The organism is Streptomyces sp. ISL-12, from assembly GCF_018614415.1.
Taxonomy (GTDB): domain Bacteria; phylum Actinomycetota; class Actinomycetes; order Streptomycetales; family Streptomycetaceae; genus Streptomyces.
On sequence record NZ_JAGGOO010000149.1, the window covers coordinates 1 to 17,824 of the forward strand.

13 protein-coding genes are annotated in these 17,824 nt (G+C 73.1%); 8 read left to right on the forward strand and 5 right to left on the reverse strand.

Annotated features, from left to right (window positions below):
- The first annotated feature begins 244 nt into the window (after positions 1-244).
- From glnII to J7I94_RS33595, 5 genes are all read left to right on the forward strand, one after another.
- Positions 245-1,276 carry a glutamine synthetase gene (glnII, locus tag J7I94_RS33575; protein ID WP_215173382.1) on the forward strand — a complete coding sequence of 344 codons (1,032 nt, stop codon included), beginning with the start codon at positions 245-247 and terminating at the stop codon, positions 1,274-1,276.
- A 311-nt stretch (positions 1,277-1,587) separates the two neighbouring features.
- Positions 1,588-2,136 carry a winged helix-turn-helix domain-containing protein gene (locus J7I94_RS33580; RefSeq protein ID WP_215173384.1) on the forward strand — a complete coding sequence of 183 codons (549 nt, stop codon included), beginning with the start codon at positions 1,588-1,590 and terminating at the stop codon, positions 2,134-2,136.
- A 93-nt stretch (positions 2,137-2,229) separates the two neighbouring features.
- Complete coding sequence (locus J7I94_RS33585; protein WP_374198474.1) at positions 2,230-3,513, forward strand: sensor domain-containing protein; 1,284 nt, start codon at positions 2,230-2,232, stop codon at positions 3,511-3,513.
- Positions 3,498-4,151, forward strand: coding sequence for a response regulator transcription factor (locus tag J7I94_RS33590; RefSeq protein WP_215173387.1), 654 nt, complete (start codon positions 3,498-3,500; stop codon positions 4,149-4,151). Before J7I94_RS33585 ends, J7I94_RS33590 begins: the two co-directional genes overlap by 16 nt.
- 125 nt (positions 4,152-4,276) lie before the next feature.
- Positions 4,277-5,776, forward strand: a complete 1,500-nt coding sequence (locus J7I94_RS33595) for a DUF1996 domain-containing protein (RefSeq protein WP_215173389.1) — start codon at positions 4,277-4,279, stop codon at positions 5,774-5,776.
- 57 nt (positions 5,777-5,833) lie between these two features.
- Here J7I94_RS33595 and J7I94_RS33600 read toward each other — a convergent pair whose 3' ends face one another.
- Positions 5,834-6,247, reverse strand: coding sequence for a hypothetical protein (locus J7I94_RS33600; protein WP_215173391.1), 414 nt, complete (start codon positions 6,245-6,247; stop codon positions 5,834-5,836).
- Between the two features lie 127 nt (positions 6,248-6,374).
- Here J7I94_RS33600 and J7I94_RS33605 point away from each other — a divergent pair, with 127 nt between their 5' ends.
- Positions 6,375-6,878, forward strand: a complete 504-nt coding sequence (locus J7I94_RS33605) for a tetratricopeptide repeat protein (RefSeq protein ID WP_215173393.1) — start codon at positions 6,375-6,377, stop codon at positions 6,876-6,878.
- 51 nt (positions 6,879-6,929) lie between these two features.
- Positions 6,930-8,858 carry a hypothetical protein gene (locus tag J7I94_RS33610; RefSeq protein WP_215173395.1) on the forward strand — a complete coding sequence of 643 codons (1,929 nt, stop codon included), beginning with the start codon at positions 6,930-6,932 and terminating at the stop codon, positions 8,856-8,858.
- A 174-nt stretch (positions 8,859-9,032) separates the two neighbouring features.
- On the opposite strand, the gene J7I94_RS33615 is transcribed toward J7I94_RS33610, so the two are convergent.
- Positions 9,033-9,758 carry a hypothetical protein gene (locus J7I94_RS33615; protein ID WP_215173397.1) on the reverse strand — a complete coding sequence of 242 codons (726 nt, stop codon included), beginning with the start codon at positions 9,756-9,758 and terminating at the stop codon, positions 9,033-9,035.
- Positions 9,759-9,793: 35 nt separating this feature from the next.
- Positions 9,794-11,020 carry a 2-isopropylmalate synthase gene (locus J7I94_RS33620; RefSeq protein WP_215173399.1) on the reverse strand — a complete coding sequence of 409 codons (1,227 nt, stop codon included), beginning with the start codon at positions 11,018-11,020 and terminating at the stop codon, positions 9,794-9,796.
- 214 nt (positions 11,021-11,234) lie between these two features.
- On the opposite strand from J7I94_RS33620, the gene J7I94_RS33625 reads away from it, so the two are divergent.
- Positions 11,235-11,933 carry a TetR/AcrR family transcriptional regulator gene (locus J7I94_RS33625; protein WP_215173402.1) on the forward strand — a complete coding sequence of 233 codons (699 nt, stop codon included), beginning with the start codon at positions 11,235-11,237 and terminating at the stop codon, positions 11,931-11,933.
- Here J7I94_RS33625 and J7I94_RS33630 read toward each other — a convergent pair.
- Entirely contained in the window at positions 11,930-12,280 is a 351-nt protein-coding gene (locus J7I94_RS33630; RefSeq protein ID WP_215173404.1) for a 5-carboxymethyl-2-hydroxymuconate Delta-isomerase, read from the reverse strand. The two genes, J7I94_RS33625 and J7I94_RS33630, sit on opposite strands and share 4 nt — an antisense overlap.
- A 53-nt stretch (positions 12,281-12,333) precedes the next feature.
- Positions 12,334-17,766: a pullulanase-type alpha-1,6-glucosidase gene (gene pulA / locus J7I94_RS33635; protein ID WP_215173406.1), complete on the reverse strand. Its 5,433-nt coding sequence runs from the start codon at positions 17,764-17,766 to the stop codon at positions 12,334-12,336.
- Between the last annotated feature and the right edge of the window lie 58 nt (positions 17,767-17,824).

The window sequence follows — 17,824 nt, forward strand, 5'->3', positions numbered from 1 at the left end:
CCCCGGCACCGCGCCCCCGCACCGCTCCGGGCGCCCCGCCCGCCCGGCATCGCCCCCGGGAGACCCCTCACACCGCGAATCCGGCCACACCACCCCCAGGTAACACGGGGTTCACAAACGGGCAATGGCCGGGAAACCGCCTGTTGACAAGCTGCGGGGCATCACCCGCGGCGCTCCGGTGCAGCAGCGCCCCCAGCACCAGCACCCGCATGTGCGCCCAGACCCACCCGAAGGATGTGTCCCCGTGACCTTCAAGGCCGAGTACATCTGGATCGACGGCACCGCGCCGACGGCCAAGCTCCGTTCCAAGACGAAGATCATCACGGGCGCCCCGGCCGGTCTGGACGCCCTGCCGATCTGGGGCTTCGACGGTTCCTCCACCAACCAGGCCGAGGGCCACTCCTCGGACTGCGTGCTCAAGCCGGTCTTCACCTGCCCGGACCCGATCCGCGGCGGCGACGACGTGCTCGTCCTGTGCGAGGTCCTGGACACGGACATGGCCCCGCACCCGACCAACACCCGCGCCGCGCTGGCCGAGGTCGCCGAGCGCTACGCCGCGCAGGAGCCGATCTTCGGCATCGAGCAGGAGTACACCTTCTTCAAGGACGGCTACCCGCTCGGCTTCCCCAAGGGCGGCTTCCCGGCCCCCCAGGGCGGCTACTACTGCGGTGTCGGCGCCGACGAGATCTTCGGCCGCGAGGTCGTCGAGGCCCACCTGGAGAACTGCCTGAAGGCGGGGCTCGCCATCTCCGGCATCAACGCCGAGGTCATGCCCGGCCAGTGGGAGTTCCAGGTCGGCCCGGTCTCCCCCCTGGAGGTCTCCGACCACCTGTGGGTGGCCCGCTGGCTGCTCTACCGCACCGCCGAGGACTTCGACATCGCCGCCACCCTCGACCCCAAGCCGGTCAAGGGCGACTGGAACGGCGCCGGCGCGCACACCAACTTCTCCACCAAGGCGATGCGCGAGAGCTACGACGCGATCATCACCGCCGCCGAGTCGCTCGGCGAGGGCTCCAAGCCGCTGGACCACGTCAAGAACTACGGCGCCGGCATCGACGACCGCCTCACCGGCCTGCACGAGACCGCCCCGTGGAACGAGTACAGCTACGGCGTCTCCGACCGCGGTGCCTCGGTCCGCATCCCGTGGCAGGTCGAGAAGGACGGCAAGGGCTACATCGAGGACCGCCGCCCCAACGCCAACGTCGACCCGTACGTGGTGACCCGCCTCCTCGTCGACACCTGCTGCGAGGCGCTGGAGAAGGCCGGCCAGGTCTGACCGCCGCCGTGCTCGTCACACAGGGGCGCCCACCGTCGCGGTGGGCGCCCCTGTGGTGGTTCAATGGAGGCATGGTCAGCCTCCAGAAGCACCACGCGCCGGGTCGCCACGACCTGGAGCCCTTCTGGCCGTCCCGTCAGCACCACGACTTCGACCGGGTGTGTTGTCGCGCCTCCCTCGCGCGCGGCCCCGTGAAGCCGTAACCCCGGCCTCCGGCCAGCGCGCACGGCGTACGTCCGCGACGCGCGCGGCCACCGGTTCGCGCCCGTCGCTCTTCCCGACGAACCCTCGCGCGAAAGAGCTGACTTCTCATGGCGACCACCTCCCCTTCCCTGGCTTCCGTCCCGCACGGCACCCGGTACCGGCTGCGGGCCGTCGACCGGGACGAGACGATCGACGTCGCGGACCTGCTGCCGCCCGGCGCCACCTGGCTGCCCGCCCCGCCGCACGCCCTGCCCGCCCTGCCGGGCCGGCCGCCGATGGTCGGGTACCTGGTGCTCGTCCCGGCCGACCGGCAGCCGCCGTTCACCGCGGCGCAGGAGCAGGAGCCGGACACCACCGGCGCCGACCCGCTGGTGCGGATCGACACCGCGCACCGCACCGCCTCCGTCGCCGGACGCGAACTCGACCTGACCTACCTGGAGTTCGAGCTGCTCGCCCACTTCGTCGCCCACCCCCACCGGGTGCACACTCGGGACCAGTTGGTCTCCACGGTGTGGGGGTACGGCCACGTGGGCGACGGCCGCACCGTCGACGTCCACGTCGCCCGGCTGCGCCGCAAGCTGGGCGCCGAACACCGCGGCGCCATCCGGACCGTGCGCCGCGTCGGCTACAAGTACACGCCACCGCACGAGCGTTGATCCACCCTCTCCGGCCGGGGGTGTACCTGACACCACCCCCGGCCGGGGGCTCGGCCCAGTGACCGGTGCCACCGGCTCGGCCAGACTGCCCGTATGACGACCGACATGACCATCAAGCCGGCGAACGGGCGGGCCGGGGGACACCGTGGCGCGCGCGGCGCCGGACGGGCCGCCGTGCGGGGACTGGCCCTGGCGCTCGTCGCCCTGCCCGGGTCGGTGCTGTGCTTCGTCCTGACCGCCGTGTCCCTCGCGCTCGTCCCGATCGGCGTCGGCCTCGTCACGACGCCCCACGTCCTGACCGGGGTACGGACGTACGCGAACTGGCGGCGGGTGCTCGCCGCCGAGTGGGGCGGCGTGCGCATCCCGCCCGCCTACCGGCCGCTGCCGCCCGGCGCCAACCCGTGGACGCGTACGGCCGCGCTGCTGGGCGACCCGGCGACCTGGCGGGACCTGCGGTGGCTGCCGGTGGACATGACGGCCGGCTTCGTCACCGCGCTGCTGCCGGCCGCGCTGCTCCTCTACCCGCTGGAGGGGTTCGCGATCGCGGCCGGGCTGTGGCGGGTCTTCCCCGACGGGTACTGGTACGGGTTCGTGCCGGTCGACGGGCAGGCGTCCGCGCTGGGCGCCGCGGTCCTCGGCCTCGGCCTGCTGCTGCTCGGCCACTTCCTCGCCGCGCGCCTGCTGCACGGCCACTTCCTGCTCACCCGGGCCGTCCTCGGCTCCGGTCAGGAGGCGCTGGCCGAACGGGTCCGCGTACTGACCGAGACCCGGCGCGACGCCGTCGACACCTCCGCCGCCGAACTGCGCCGCATCGAACGGGACCTGCACGACGGCGCCCAGGCCCGGCTGGTCGCCATGGGCATGGACCTGGGCACCGTCGAGGCCCTGCTCGACACCGACCCGCGGCGGGCCAGGGAACTGCTCGCGCAGGCCCGCCGCTCCTCCGCCGAGGCCCTCGACGAACTGCGCGACCTGGTGCGCGGCATCCACCCGCCGGTCCTCGCCGAACGCGGCCTGGGCGACGCCGTACGGGCCCTGGCGCTCAGGCTGCCGGTCACCACCGAGGTCACCGTGGAGCTGCCCGGCCGGGCCCAGGCACCGGTGGAGTCGGCCGCGTACTTCGCCGTGAGCGAGGTCCTCACCAACGCCGTGAAGCACTCCGGCGCCGACCGGATCTGGGTCGACCTGCACCACACCGACGGCTTCCTGCGGATGACGGTCACCGACAACGGCAGGGGCGGCGCGGTGGCCGGCCCGGGGTCCGGACTGACCGGGGTGGAACGGCGGCTCGGTACCTTCGACGGTGTCCTGGCCGTCAGCTCCCCCGCGGGCGGCCCCACCCTGGTCACCATGGAGCTGCCTTGCGCGTTGTCCTAGCCGAAGACCTGTTCCTGCTGCGCGACGGGCTGGTCCGGCTCCTGGAGGCCCACGGCTTCGAGATCGCGGCGGCCGTCGAGAGCGGCCCCGAGCTGACCCGGGCGCTGGCCGAACTCGACCCCGACGTCGCCGTGGTCGACGTACGCCTGCCGCCCACCCACACCGACGAGGGGCTCCAGTGCGCGCTGGCCGCCCGCCGCGCCCGGCCCGGACTGCCGGTGCTGGTCCTGTCCCAGCACGTGGAGCAGCTGTACGCGCGGGAGCTGCTGGCCGACGGGACCGGCGGGGTCGGGTACCTGCTGAAGGACCGGGTGTTCGACGCGGCGCAGTTCACGGACGCGGTGCGGCAGGTGGCCGGGGGCGGTACGGCGATGGATCCGCAGGTCATCCAGCAGTTGCTCAGCCGGCGCGCGGTGGACGAGGGGCCGGTGGCCCGGCTGACGCCCCGGGAGCGGGAGGTGCTGGAGCTGATGGCGCAGGGGCGGTCCAACGCGGCGATCGCCGCCAAGCTGGTGATCACCGAGCGGGCGGTCGCCAAGCACACCGCCAACATCTTCGCCAAGCTCGGCCTGGAGGTCTCCGACGACGACAACCGGCGGGTCCTGGCGGTGCTGGCCCACCTCGACCGGGGCCGGTGACCGGGGCTCCCGCGCCGTAATTCCCGGGACGGCTGAACACCCGTGGGACGCCTTGCGTATGGAAGGGCGCCGCTTCACTCCTGTCGGGCGCCTCGATGCCCCGCAAGGAAGCCAAGAGGAGTCTCATGGGACGCACCACAAGAAAACGCCGTATGCCGCTGGCCACCAAGGTCATGGCCGGGACAGCGGCCTTGGCCCTCGGTGGGGGCGGGCTGGTCTGGGCCGGCTTCTACGCCTCGGCGCACGAGAAGGACAACGGCCACAACCGGACGCGGTCCGCCGCCGCCCAGGTCGCCACGATCCAGTGCCCGGACGTCGGCCAGAAACTGCGGAACGTGCCGAGAGGGGCGCGCGCCGGTGTGGACCGGGAACTGGCCCGGCTCGACCAGCAGATCACCGAGGCGTACGCGCGCCTCGCCGCCACCCGCCAGGCACAGGCGGGCGACTCGGCCTTCGTGCGGAACTCGATCCTCGGGCCCCTGAAGTCCAAGCGGACCGCGGTCCTGGACCGGATCGGCACCAACATCCGCCGGGTCGGCGGCCAGGCCCCGCGGGGCCTGGACCGGTTCGCCGGCTGCAAGGGCATGGGCGCCGACCAGCCGAACGACGGCAACGGGAACGGCGGGCAGGGCGACGGCGGGCAGGGCCAGGAGCCGGACCCGGAGGAGAGCCAGGCGCCCGGCGACAACGGCAACGGCGCGGCCGGGCCGGTCGCCGCCGACTTCGTCGACATCACCACCGTCGAGCCGAACGGATTCCCGGGCCCCAACGGACTCGCCGCCGACGGGGACACCGGTTCCACCGGCACCTTCACCACCGTGTGCGGTGTCAACGAGAACGACCTGCACAACAGCGACAACCTGATCGTCGCCCCCGGAGTGGACAACGGCGCCCACCACACCCACGACTACGTCGGCAACCAGGGCAACGACGCCTTCGCCTCCGACGACGACCTGGCCGCCGCCGACACCTCCTGCCAGAACCAGGGCGACAGGTCGACGTACTACTGGCCGGTGCTGCGGCTCCAGGACGGCACCGAGGAGTTCGACGCCGGTGACCTGGGCGGCGGCGCCGAGGGCAACGTCGGCAAGATCCTCAAGGCGCGGCAGGCCGAGATCAGGTTCGTCGGCAACAAGCAGGGCGACGTCGTGGCGATGCCGAAGTTCCTGCGCGTCATCACCGGTGACGCCAAGGCGTTCACCAACGGCCTCGCCAACGCCAACACCGCGTGGAGCTGCACCGGCTTCGAGGACCGCCAGCTCACCGACAAGTACCCGCTGTGCCCGGACGACAGCCAGGTGGTGCGCACGGCCAACTTCCAGTCCTGCTGGGACGGCCAGAACATCGACAGCGCCAACCACCGCGACCACGTCGCCTTCGTCCAGGCCGACGGCAGCTGCCCCGGCGGCTTCCAGGCCATCCCGCAGCTCCAGGTCCGCCTGGTGTACGACGTGCCCACGCCGACCGTGAAGAACGGCCAGGTGAAGAACCCGTACGCGGTGGACGGCTTCCCGGAGCAGCTGCACAAGCCGATCACCGACCACAACGACTTCATCAACGTCATGGACGAGGAACTGATGGACGAGGTCGTGCGGTGCATCAACAGCGGTGAGGACTGCGAGTAGACGTCCTCTTCCCCCTGAGGGCCGGTGGCGGGTCTCCCGTCACCGGCCCTCCCCCGTTCAGTGACCGCTGTGACCGCCGTGGTCGGCGCCCTGCTCCAGGGTGCCGCCGAGCGAGGCGCGCAGGCCGGCCACCACGTCCTGGTGGCCGACGGCCACCCACTTGCGGCCGACGAGGTAGTGACCGCCGTAGTCCTTGGCCGTGTTGATCCACTCGCGCTGGCCGCGGTCGGTGGCGAAGGTGGCGAGGACGTACCGCTCCTTCCCCTGCTCGCAGATGGCCTGGCGGATCTCGTCGGCGTCGGTCTGGAGGTCCGGCTCGCAGCGCGCCTCGGCGGCCAGGTGCTCCAGGCTCCCCGTCGCCGTCCGCGGCACGGCCGCCGCCTCGCCGTCCGCCCCTCCCGCGCAGCCTGCCAGCGCGAGCAGCGCCACCGCGCCGGCGCCCGCGAGCACCGTTCGTCGGGTCAGCCTCATGTGTTCCTCCGGTCCCTTCCGGCGACATGCCGCACGGAGCCCCCGGCCGGGGCCCTCGCCCTCGATACGTCCGCGCGGCGCGAAGTACTCAGGAACGTCCGTGACGTGATGTGCGAGGGTGGTGCCCGTGAACGCCGACTGGGACGACCGTGTCACCGCCGCCTGGGCCGCCTTCGAGGACGACCCCGGCCAGGACCCGGCGGGTTTCCGCGCCGTGATCGACGCGCTGGCCGCCGAGGTGCCCGAGGACAGTCCGCTCGGCCCGTTCGAGCGGGCCTGCGCCTGGGACTCGACCGGCCGTTCCGACCGCGCCGTCCCCCTGTACCGGCAGGCGCTGGCGGCCGGGCTGGGCGAGGTCAGCGCGTACCGGGCCCGCCGGGCGAAGATCCAGCTGGCCAGCTCCCTGCGGAACACCGGCCGGGCCACCGAGGGCGTGGAACTGCTGACGCCCGAACTGGACGCGCCGTCCGACGAGTTGGACGACGCCGTACGGGCCACCCTCGCCCTGTGCCTGTCCTCCCTCGGCCGTGACCGCGAGGGCCTGGCCCTGGTGCTGGGCGCGCTCGCCCCGCACCTGCCGCGCTACCGGCGCTCGATGGCCGCCTACGCGCGGGGACTTGTGGAGCCGTAGGGGGACTCGGCGGCCCGGTGACCAACCACCTGGTCGCTCGTTTCGCTGGATGTGCAGTCACAGGATGCAGCCCCGCGCCCCGCACCGTCCGCCGGCGACCCGGTCGTCGATGTCGAACAGGCCGAGGCCGCGCTCGTCGAGCACTATCCCCGTCTGGCCCGGCTCGCCTACCTGGTGCTGCCGCCCGCTCTGGGCCGGACCCGGCGTGTCCTGACCGCGCACGCCCTCGTCCAGCGTGCCCTGCCCCGCAACCGCACCCCCGCCCCCGCGATCCCGGCCCAGTCCACCGGCCGCGCGGCCGACCCGGGGTACGCCCTGGTCCGGCTGCGGGTGGTGCGTACGGCGCTGGAAGCGGGCCTGCCGCTGCGGCGCCGGGTGTGGCCCGGGCGGTCCCCGTTGCCGCCGCCGCTCCCCCGGGTCTGGGGCCTGCGCCTCTTCCCGCGCCCCGGCGGCGCCGACGAACTCGCCCTGGACCGAGCCCTGTCCGCGCTGTCCGGCCCGGCGCGGGCCGCGTACGCGCTGCGCGGTCTGGAGGAGCTGCCCGACGCCGAGGTACGGCAGGTGCTCGCCGCCTCGGGCGTCACCGACGGGGCGGCGGCGCTGGCCGAGGCCGGGTCGGTCCCCGGGACCCGGGAGCGGTACGCGCTGCTGTCCTCCGCCGAGTTCGACCCCTGCTCGCTCCAGGCGCGGCCGACCGATCTGATGCGGCGCCGGCAGCGTCTGCGGGTGGCGCTGGCCGCCGGTGCGGCGCTGGTGGCGGGCGGGGCGCTGCTCGGCCCGCTCGGCGACGGCTGGGGCCCGGACGGCCCCGCCGCACCGCCGTACGCGCACAACGCGTCGGCGCGCGCCGCCCTGGACCCCGGCAGGCTCACCGAGGTATCCCCCACCGCCTGGCGGACCTCCGCGCGCACCGACTTCTCCGTGTGGCCGGCCCGCGGCGACCTCACCGGCGACCGGGGGCTGCTGCGCCGTGCCCTGGCCGTCTGGGCCCGCCCCGGCGACACCGTCCGGGTCTCGACGACGCCGGGCACCCCGTCCGGCGGCCCGCCCGGCCCGCCCCAGCTCCTGTACGCGGGCACCGTCGACGCCGCCCGCGTCGTGCTCCTGTACGACGGTCTGCGCGTCGTCCGGTACGCCGAGCCGAGGGACTCCACCGCCGGGGCCGCCCTCGACCTGGCGCGGGCCGACGGGGCCGGGCGGGACGGGGCGACCGCGGTGGTCCTGGGCCGGGCGGACGGCAACGTGCGGTACCTGACCGCGCCGTGGGTGACGAAGGCGGCGGAGCGTGACCTGACCGAGCCGGAGGCCGAGGCGACGGAACTGCCGCTGACGGACGGGGTGACGGCCCCGCTGGCCGGCCCGGTGCAGCGGCCGGGCGACTGCGCCTCCTGGAACACGCTGGAGCTGACCGACGGCTCCACCACCCGCCTGGTGAGCGACCTGGGCGAACTGGTCCCGGCCCGCCTCACCGCCGGGCGTCCCGGCGCGGCCGAGGAGGTGTCCGGGACGGAGGAGCGGCGGGCCTGGGCGCCGTACGCCTGCTCGCTGGGCGCGGTGCGCGGGCAGGGGGTGCGGTCGGTGAACGCCTGGGAGTTCGCGCGGCAGCGGCTGCCGCACGCGACCGGGACGGCGACCTGGGTGTGCACGCGGGCGGAGACCTGGCGGGGCACCGGCGCCAAGGTGCTCGCCCAGTTCCACACGCCGGGCGGCCGGTACGGGACGGTCGCGGCGAAGGCCGTGGACGTGCCGGCCTGCGGCGAGCGCGCACCGCGGGTGCTGGCCGGGGTGCTGTGGGAGTCGGCGGAGCACGGCTGGTACCTGCTGGCCGCGGGGAACGAGGCGGTGTCCTCGATCCGGGCGACCGGCGGCATCGACGCCTCCGCCGACGACAACGTGCTGGCGGCCGAGGCGGAGCAGGGGGCCCGGGCCGACCTGAGGGGCACGCTCGAGGACGGCCGGACGGTGGACGGCCTGCACTAGGCAGTCGGACCGGGTCCGGGCCTGGTGCGGGCCGTCGTTCTCACCGTCGCGGGCGGGCGGTCCTAGGGGCGTCCGGACGCGTTCGTGGCGGGCACGGGCGGGGCGGCCGGTGCGGCCCGGTCGGTGCCGGACCGGTGGGCCGCGTCGCGCGTCCGCCCGTCGCGGACGGGCGGCCTAGGGGCGTCCGGACGCGTTCGTGGCGGGCACGGGCGGGGCGGCCGGTGCGGCCCGGTCGGTGCCGGACCGGTGGGCCGCGTGGCGCGTCCGCAGGTCCGCCAGGTAGTCGGGGCCGGTGTGGTGTCTGTCCTGGGCGCCGTGCCGGTGGAGTTCCGTCCGGCCGTCGGTGTGCAGGCGGACCGTGGTCGTGGCGTGCCGCTCCCGGCCGTCCGCCGCCGGACTCGGAGCGTCCGTCTCCGGCACGGCCAGGACGGCGACGCCGGCCGGGAACGTGGCCAGGGCGTCGGCGGTGGTGGCGACCGGCGGGCGGCCGGTGCGGTTGGCGCTGCTGACGTACAGCAGCGGCGACCGGTCCAGCAGGGGCCGCAGCGGCTGCCAGCGGGCCCCGAACAGCAGCATCCAGCCGTCCTTGACCGCCGGAGCCGCCCAGGACGGCGTACCGGCACCGTCGTGCACCGGCACCAGGACGGTGAGGTGTTCCCGGGTCAGCAGCCACCGGGCCGTCGCGCTCTGCTCGGGCCCCAGCTTCCAGACGTCGTCGAGGGCGCTCAGCGTGTCGGGGTGGTGGGCCCACAGGGCGACCGGCTGGTCGCCGGGGCGGCCCTTGGCCTCGTTGACGGTCCGGGCCCGGCGGGCGGTGACGACGTGGGTGAGCGGCGCCGGGTTGGGCAGGACCACGGCCGCGCCGTCGTCCAGCGCCTGCCCGGCTTCGGTGAGCGACACCGGCGCGCGGTCCGCGCGGCCTGCCGCCGGGCCGGTCACGCGCCGACCCGCTGGGTGTGGACGAGGCCGTCGAGGAAGTCGGCGAAGGCGGCGTCGTCGACGACGGCCCGGCCGGTGCGGAAGGCTCGGGTCTTGACCCAGCTCATCGCGGCGCGGGTCTGCTCCTTGTCGAGCCGGTGGCCGAGGCGGTCGGCGGCGGCGGTGATGACGCGGGCGCTGGCCAGTTGCGTCAGCAGGATCTTCGGCTGGATGCCCAGCACCTGGGTCGGGTCGTAGGGCTGGAAGAGCTGCGGGTGGACGAAGGGCGTGCCGGTGGAGATGGTGCCCACTCCCGTGCCGACGATGGGCGTGGTGACGCTGATCGGGACCTCGGTCTCCTCGGACACCATCCGGGCGATCGCGGGGAGCCTGGTCAGGTCGGGGGCGGTCCACCAGGGCGTCGCGTCGGTCTTCAGGAACTCCTCGGCGTGCCGGGCGAGCAGGAACAGCAGCTGCTCGGTGGCGACCATGCCGGCCCGCTCGGCGATGCCCAGCCAGGAGCTGGACACCACCCGGGTCCCGGCGGCCAGGGCCTGGAGGGTGTTGGCCAGTCCGAGCCCGAGGTCGTTGTGCAGGTGGGAGGCGAGCACCACGTCCTCGTCGGTGCCGGCCCGCACGGCGGCGAACATGTCGTGGCAGGCGCCGGGCAGTTGCGCGCCGACCGTGTCGGCCAGGATCACCAGGCCCGCGCCGGCGTCGGTCATGGCCTGCGCGTAGTCGCTCATGAGGGAGGTGTCGGCCCGGGAGGCGTCCGCCAGGCAGATGTCCACCGCGACCGTGTCGTCCAGGGCCCGGGCCGCCTCGGCCAGTTCGACCCCGCCCCGCAGGGCCTCCTCGGCCGTCTTGTGGACCATCACCTGCGCCATCGCCTCGGACGCCGGGACCACCACCATCACCCGCGCGTGCCGGCTGCCGCGCACCGAGGCGACGGCCTGCTCCACGTCCCGGAGCGCGCCCCGGCACACCGCGGCCACGCTGACCGTGCCCTCGGCCTCGGCCGCGACCTGGCGTACGGCCTCGAACTCCTCGTCGCACACCGCCGGGAAACCGGCGGCGAACACCACGTGCCGTGGCCCGTCCTCGCCGAACACCCGCCCCGTCTCCTGGGCCAGCCGCACCCGGAACCGGGGAGTCATGAGTGTCTTGGCCTGGGCCCCGTCGCGCGCGGACTCCTCCCACACGACCACCCGGCCGGCCTGAGCCGACTGACGCACCACATCCATCGAAGCCTCCTGGGCCGAATTCGTCACGCGCAAAGATGATCACATGATTGGTTACATCGTGAGGTCGTTCGGTTACCAAGCGGTGAAGACAGTGACGAGAACCGGCCAGTGTGCTCGTTCTCTGCGCGTGGGGTGATCGTCTTGTACGGGCCAGGTGAACACCGCGCCACAAGTGTTCCGTTCGGAGGCGTCATCCGATCGGTAAGGTGTTCGTATGACTACCGGGGTACGCCGCAGGATGGGCGTCGAGGAGCGTCGGCAGCAGCTCATCGGGGTCGCCCTCGACCTCTTCAGCCGCCGCTCGCCGGACGAAGTCTCCATCGACGAGATAGCGTCGGCCGCCGGCATCTCCCGTCCGCTGGTCTACCACTACTTCCCCGGCAAACTCAGCCTGTACGAGGCCGCGTTGCAGCGCGCCGCCGACGACCTGGCGGGCCGCTTCGCGGAACCGGCCGAGGGCCCGCTGGGCGCCCGGCTGCTGCGGGTGATGGGCCGCTTCTTCGACTTCGTCGAAGAGCACGGTCCGGGTTTCTCGGCCCTGATGCGCGGCGGTCCGGCCGCCGGCTCCTCCGCGGCGAACGCGCTCATCGACTCCGTACGGCAGGCCGCCTACGAGCAGATCACCGCCCAGCTGCGGGTACCGGAGCCGCCGGCCCGGCTCGAACTGGTCGTCCGCTCCTGGATCTCGCTGGCCGAGTCGACGGCACTGCTGTGGCTGGACGGGCGGCGGGTGGAGCGGGCGGAGCTGGAGGTGCAGCTCGTGCACGACCTCGCGGCGCTGATGGCGGTCAGCGCCGCCCACGACGAGGAGACGGCCGCCGTGCTCCGGCGCGTCCTGGCGGACGATCCGGCCGACGGCCCGTTCAAGACCCTCGTGACGCGGCTGATCGCGCTGGCGTCCGACCGGTTCTAGATCTCGAACTTCCGGTACGACGCGTCGAGTTCACGGACCTCCGCCGAGGCGTGCAGCGGGAGGCCGGTCTCGATGTGGTCGCGCAGCAGGTCGAGGACGGCCTCGGTGAGCCGCGCCTTGGTCTCCTCGGTGCGGCCGGGCAGCAGGCCGATGGTGACGTGCACGACGGCGTGGCCCTCGGTGTCCGGGCCGACCGTGGTGACCTCGGTGGGGCGGAACTGGGTCTTGCAGGCCGGGGGCCGGGCCGCCGCGATCTCCACCACGGCGGCGTGCAGGGCCTTGGCGAACCCGGGCCGGTCGAAGCCGTCCGTCAGCTGCTCGGAGTGGTCGACGGTGATCTGCGGCATGGGTGCTCCTGTTCGAGGGGTCCGGATCAGGAGCACCCTAACCGCAGTACCGGTCAGCCGGCCCGGGTGAAGACGGCCACGGTACGGCCGGGGACGGTGAACGTGCCCTCGGCGTACGACGCCCGCTGCACGACCGCGTCGGACCCGGCCGCCTGCACCGGGTGCAGCCGGTAGCCGGTGCCGGCCGCCGCGGCGATCCGCTGTTCCTGGCTCTCCGGGGTGGCGTTGAAGACGACGACGAGGTCACCGAGGGTCATGGTGATCACGCCGGGGGTCTCGTCGCCCGTGCCGGACAGCGGGAAGGCGAGCGCCGACTGCACCTGCTCGGTGGTGGCGAGGGAGAACGCCCGCTCCGTCGTACGGATCCTCAGCAGGTCCCGGTAGGCCGCCGAGGCGGCCTGGATCTGCGGGCAGCCGACCCGGACCGCGGTGAGCAGCGGCTCGGCGTACGGCCACTTGGCCTCGTTGTCGGCGGCCATCGGCAGACCGCGCCCGAAGCCGTTGCCGTCGGCGCAGTTCCAGTGAATGGCGTTGAACCAGTCGCCGCTGTCGTAGGAGTTGCGGTCCAGGGACTTGGAGCGCAGCAGGTCGGTGCCGGCCTGGGAGAGCGCGGGCCCCTGGGAGAGGGCGGCGGTCGCCATCGCGAGGACCTGCATCCGGGCCCGGTCGTCGGCGGACGTGCCCGTCGGCAGCTTGTAGGCGAGCGCGTCGAACAGGGACTCGTTGTCGTGGGCGTCGGCGTAGGCGAGGGCGTCGCCGGGGGCCGCGGCGTATCCGGCGGGGGCGCCGTTGTAGTCGACGTCGGAGCCCTTGACCTCCCGGCCGCCGGAGTCGGTGAAGGTGTAGTCGGCGAGGTTGCCGGTCAGCCCGACCTTGATCAGGTCCTGGTAGTGGAGGAGGCGGGCCTTCTGCTCGGCCTCGGTTCCGTTGCTGGTGGAGCCGTTGGGGTCGGTGTAGAGGCCGGAGGCGAAGCCCTGCACGCCGGGGTCCTCGTCGAAGGGGCCGCCGCCGCGCACGGCGTCGCGGGCGCGGTCGGAGAAGGTGGCGATGCCGGTGCCGGCCATGTTCCGCTGCGTGGCCTGGACGAAACGGGCGTCGTCGGCGACCTCGCCGAAGTTCCAGCCTTCCCCGTACAGGATGATCTTCTTGCCGTCGACGCCGTCCTTCTCCAGGGTGAGGGCGTCGAGGGCCTTGCGGACCGCCAGGATGTTGGCCTTCGGGTGGTGGCCCATCAGGTCGAAGCGGAAGCCGTCGACCTTGTACTGCTTGGCCCAGGTGACGACCGAGTCGACGACGAGCTTGCCCATCATGGCGTTCTCGGTGGCCGTGTTGGCGCAGCAGGTGCTGTTGGCCACCGAGCCGTCGGCGAGCAGCCGCTGGTAGTAGCCCGGCACGATCCGGTCCAGGACGCTGGTCTTTGCCTGGCCGCTCGCCGCCGTGTGGTTGTAGACGACGTCCATGACGACCCGCAGACCGTCCTCGTTGAGCGCCTTGACCATCTTCCGGAACTCGACCGTACGGGCCGTACCGTCCGGGTCGGTGGCGTAGGAGCCCTCGGGGACCGTGTAGTGGTACGGGTCGTAGCCCCAGTTGTAGGCGTCCTTCGCCGCCGCCTTCGCCACGCACTCCTGCTGCTTCGCCGAGTCGGCGGGCAGGGCGGCGAGGTCGCAGTCGACGGTGGCCTGGTCGGACCTCTTCTCGGGGATCGTGGCGATGTCGAACGCCGGCAGCAGGTGCACGTACGAGGTGCCCGCCTCCGCCAGCTCCCGCAGGTGCTTCGATCCGTCACTGTCCCGGTCGGTGAAGGCCAGGTAGGTGCCGGGGTTCGTCGCCGTCCTGTCCTCGACGGAGAAGTCCCGGACGTGCAGCTCCTGGATCTGGGCGTCGCGCAGGGGGACGGCGGCCGGTTTCTCGTACGTAGTCCAGCCGCGGGGGGCCAGGGACTCGTCCGCGAGGTCGACGACGAGGCTGCGCTCGGAGTCGGTGGTCAGAGCGACCGCGTACGGGTCGGTGACCTGGTTGGTGACGACCTCGCCCGCGTCGGGCGCCCAGACCTTCACCACGTACCGGTACGGCTTGTTCTTCCAGGACTTCGGGCCGGTGACGGACCAGACGCCGGTCCGGTCGTCCCGGTGCATGGCCTTCAGCTTGCCGTCCAGCTCCAGGGAGACGCTCTGGGCGGTCGGGGCCCAGACGGAGAGGGTGGGGCGGCCCTCGCGGTCGAAGACCGGGCCGAGGCCGGCCTCCGTGGCACCGGGGTAGAGGTCGTCCAGGGCTCCGGCGATCTGGACGCCGGTCGCCGCGAGCACCGCGCCGTTGGCCGCCAGCTGGGAGGCGACGGCCTGCCCGCGCAGGGCCTCGCGGACCCGGCCGCGGTCGCGGGGGTCGACGGACCAGGCGGTGTACTCCTTCAGGTGCGGGTACGTCGCCTTCTGGGCGTCGGTGAGAGTGGTCTTCGTCAGCCGCAGCCACCGCTCGTCGGTGCTGGTCAGGGCGCCGTTCTCGGCCGCGATGGAGCCGGTGCGGGAGTACCGCAGCTGGGTGGAGGCGGCGGCGCCGGAGCCGGTCCAGGCGACGGTGTCCCGGTCGATCCAGACCGCCTCGGACGTGGTCAGGTCGACGGCCGCGGCCGATCCCGCCGGCTGCGGCAGCAGGTACTTCTCCTCACCGCTCACCAGCCACACCTCGTGGCCGTTCGCCTTGAGGTCGAGGGCCTGGTCGGTGGGGAGGTCCTTCTCGTCGCCGTTGTGCAGGATGTAGCTGAGACTGCCGGCACCCTCGGTGAGCGGTACCTCGAAGACCGCGCCATAGGAGTCAGTCTTCACCGGCTGGAGCGGCTCCGACCAGTCGGTGGGCTGCGCGGCACCCGACCAGACGTGCAGTCCCCAGCCGTCGTAGTCGCCGTCGGCACGGTGGTAGTGCAGGACGGCCTTGGTGGTGTCCTGCGCCGGGTACTCGGGCCGCTCGGTGGTGACGGTCTCGTCGCCCTGCTCGATCCAGACCTCACCGGTCCTGGTGACGTCGATGGTGCGGTCGGCGTCGACGTCCTTGGTCCCGTCCTGGTCGACGACGAGGAAGGAGACGTTCGAGGCGCCGGGCTTCAGCTTGACGTAGGCGAAGGCGCCGTAGGCGTCCCGGCCGGTGAAGGGGTGGCCGGCCGGCCAGGTGGTCGCCTCGCCGTCGGCGAGGTCGCCCCAGGCGTACAGGTCCCAGTCGTCGTAGTTCCCGTCCTCGCGCCGGTAGTGGACGACCGCGTAGTCGCGGGAGGCGGCGGTGGGGGGTTCCTCGGCCGGCGGGGTGCCGGTGGTGGAGGCGGCCGTGGCGCTCGCGGTGCGGCCGGCCGAGTCGATGACGACCGCCTTGTAGCGCAGGGCGGTCCCGGCGGGGGTGTCCTCGGCGAGGGTGTCGGTGACCTTGTAGGGAGCGTGGTCGGCGGAGCCGAGGGTGCGCCACGTGCCGTTGCCGGTCTGGGCGGCGAAGACGACGCGGTTGAGCTGCCCGCCGTCGACATCGGCCGTCAGCTCCACGGTGCCGGTGGCGCCGGGGTCGGGGGCGTCGAGGGTGATCGTCGGCTTGGTGGCGGGGGCGGCGAGCCTGCCCGCCGCCTTGAGGACGACCGCCGAGCCGGCCGGGACGGTGACGGTGAGCTTCGCGTCGGCGTCCGAGGTGAGGTGCTGCTCGCTCCCGTGGACGGAGTCGAAGCGCATGTCCGCCGAGCCGGTGGCGAAGGTGGCCGTCTTCTCCTCGCCGGCGTTGTTGAAGGCGACGACGTACTCGGTGCCGGTGGTGGCGTCCGTGCGGGAGACGGCGTAGACACCGGCGCCGTCGGCGGCGTACCGCTCGGTCTGGACGCCGTCGGTGAGCGCCGGGTGGGCCTTGCGGAGCTTGGCGAGCGCGCTGATCTGCTCGTAGAGGGGCGCCTGCGGGTCGTAGGCGTCCTCGGCGTGGGTGCGGTCGGTGCCGATCCGGTCGTCGTCGAGGTAGTCGGCGGTGCGGGAGGCGAACATCGTCTGGCGGGCGTCCTTGTCGCCGCCCGCGCCGGTGAAGCCCTGTTCGTCGCCGTAGTAGACGACCGGGTTGCCGCGGCTGAGGAACATCAGCTCGTTGGCGAGCTTCGCCTTCTTCAGCAGTTCGGCGTCGGTGGCGTCCGGGTCGTCCTGCTTCAGGAAGGAGCCGATGCGGCCCATGTCGTGGTTGCCGAGGAAGGTGACCTGTTCGTACGCGTTCGCGGTGCCGGTCGTGTACGTGTAGTCGTCCGCGAAGACCGACGCCAGCTTCCGGGCGCTGCCGCCCTGGGAGGCGTAGGCGCGGGCCGCGTCCTGGAAGGGGAAGTCGAGGGTGGCGTCGAGGCGGCCCTGGGTGACGTACGGGGAGGTGACGGCGGTGTCGGCGGAGTAGACCTCACCGAACATGAAGAAGTCGTCGCGGCCCTTCTTCGCCGCGTACGCGTCGAGGGCGGTGGCCCACTGGGTCCAGAACTCCATGTCCACGTGCTTGACGGTGTCGATCCGGAAGCCGTCGATGTCGAAGTCCCGCACCCAGCGCTGGTAGATCTTCTCCATGCCGGTGACGACCTCGGGCCGCTCGGTCCACAGGTCGTCCAGGCCGTTGAAGTCGCCGTAGGTGGCGGACTCGCCGGCCCAGGTGGAGTCGCCGCGGTTGTGGTACATCGTGGGGTCGTTGAGCCAGGAGGGGACCTTGGCGGTGGCGCTCGTGACCTTCGGCGTGTACGGGAAGGAGTCGGCGTCGGTCTTGGGGAAGGTGCCGGACCCGTCCGCGTAGTCGGCGTCGTCGAAGGGCTCGCCGTCCTTCGTCAGATAGGGGAAGGCGCCCTTGGAGAGGTAGTCGTGGGACTGCTCCTCGTGGTCGACGACGTCGGCGGTGTGGTTGGTGATGACGTCGAAGAAGACCTTCATGCCCTTGGCGTGCGCCTTGGCGATGAGGTTCTCCAGGTCCTTGTTGGTCCCGAAGTGCGGGTCGACCTGGGTGAAGTCGGTGATCCAGTACCCGTGGTACCCGGCGGACGCGTCGGCCCCCGTGCCCTGTACGGGCCGGTTCTTGAAGAGGGGCGCCATCCAGATGGCGGTGGTGCCCAGGTCCTTGATGTAGTCGAGCTTCCGGGTCAGGCCCTTGAGGTCGCCGCCCTGGTAGAAGCCCTTGTCGGTGGGGTCGTAACCGGTGCTGAGGCGGGAACCGGTGAGGCCGCCCTTGTCGTTGCCGGTGTCACCGTTGGCGAAACGGTCCGGCAGGACGAAGTAGAACTGCTCGCGGGTGAGGTCGTGGCGGGCGGCCGTCTTCGCGAGCCGGGCGTCCGACGGGGGTGGTGGCGGGCTCGCGGCGGTCGCGGCTGTCGTGGCGAGGGGCTGGACCAGCGCCGCCGCGAGGGCGGCGACGGTGACGGCCGCGACCCGGGGGGCGATGCGGGGCATGGTCCGTGGCACGCGGGTGGTGCGGCGCCTGCCCGGCGCCGGGCGTCTCGGTATCACCGGTGGAACTCCTTGCTGACGGCGGCTCGTTCGAGGGTCCGACCCCGGCGAGACGGTA

Excerpts from the sequence above, each read along its gene's own strand:
- J7I94_RS33600 (WP_215173391.1), bottom strand. The coding sequence starts at position 6,247 with ATGAGGCTGACCCGACGAACGGTGCTCGCGGGCGCCGGCGCGGTGGCG.
- J7I94_RS33630 (WP_215173404.1), bottom strand. The coding sequence starts at position 12,280 with ATGCCGCAGATCACCGTCGACCACTCCGAGCAGCTGACGGACGGCTTC.
- J7I94_RS33580 (WP_215173384.1), top strand. The coding sequence starts at position 1,588 with ATGGCGACCACCTCCCCTTCCCTGGCTTCCGTCCCGCACGGCACCCGG.
- J7I94_RS33585 (WP_374198474.1), top strand. The coding sequence starts at position 2,230 with ATGACGACCGACATGACCATCAAGCCGGCGAACGGGCGGGCCGGGGGA.
- J7I94_RS33620 (WP_215173399.1), bottom strand. The coding sequence starts at position 11,020 with ATGGATGTGGTGCGTCAGTCGGCTCAGGCCGGCCGGGTGGTCGTGTGG.
- J7I94_RS33595 (WP_215173389.1), top strand. The coding sequence starts at position 4,277 with ATGGGACGCACCACAAGAAAACGCCGTATGCCGCTGGCCACCAAGGTC.
- J7I94_RS33625 (WP_215173402.1), top strand. The coding sequence starts at position 11,235 with ATGACTACCGGGGTACGCCGCAGGATGGGCGTCGAGGAGCGTCGGCAG.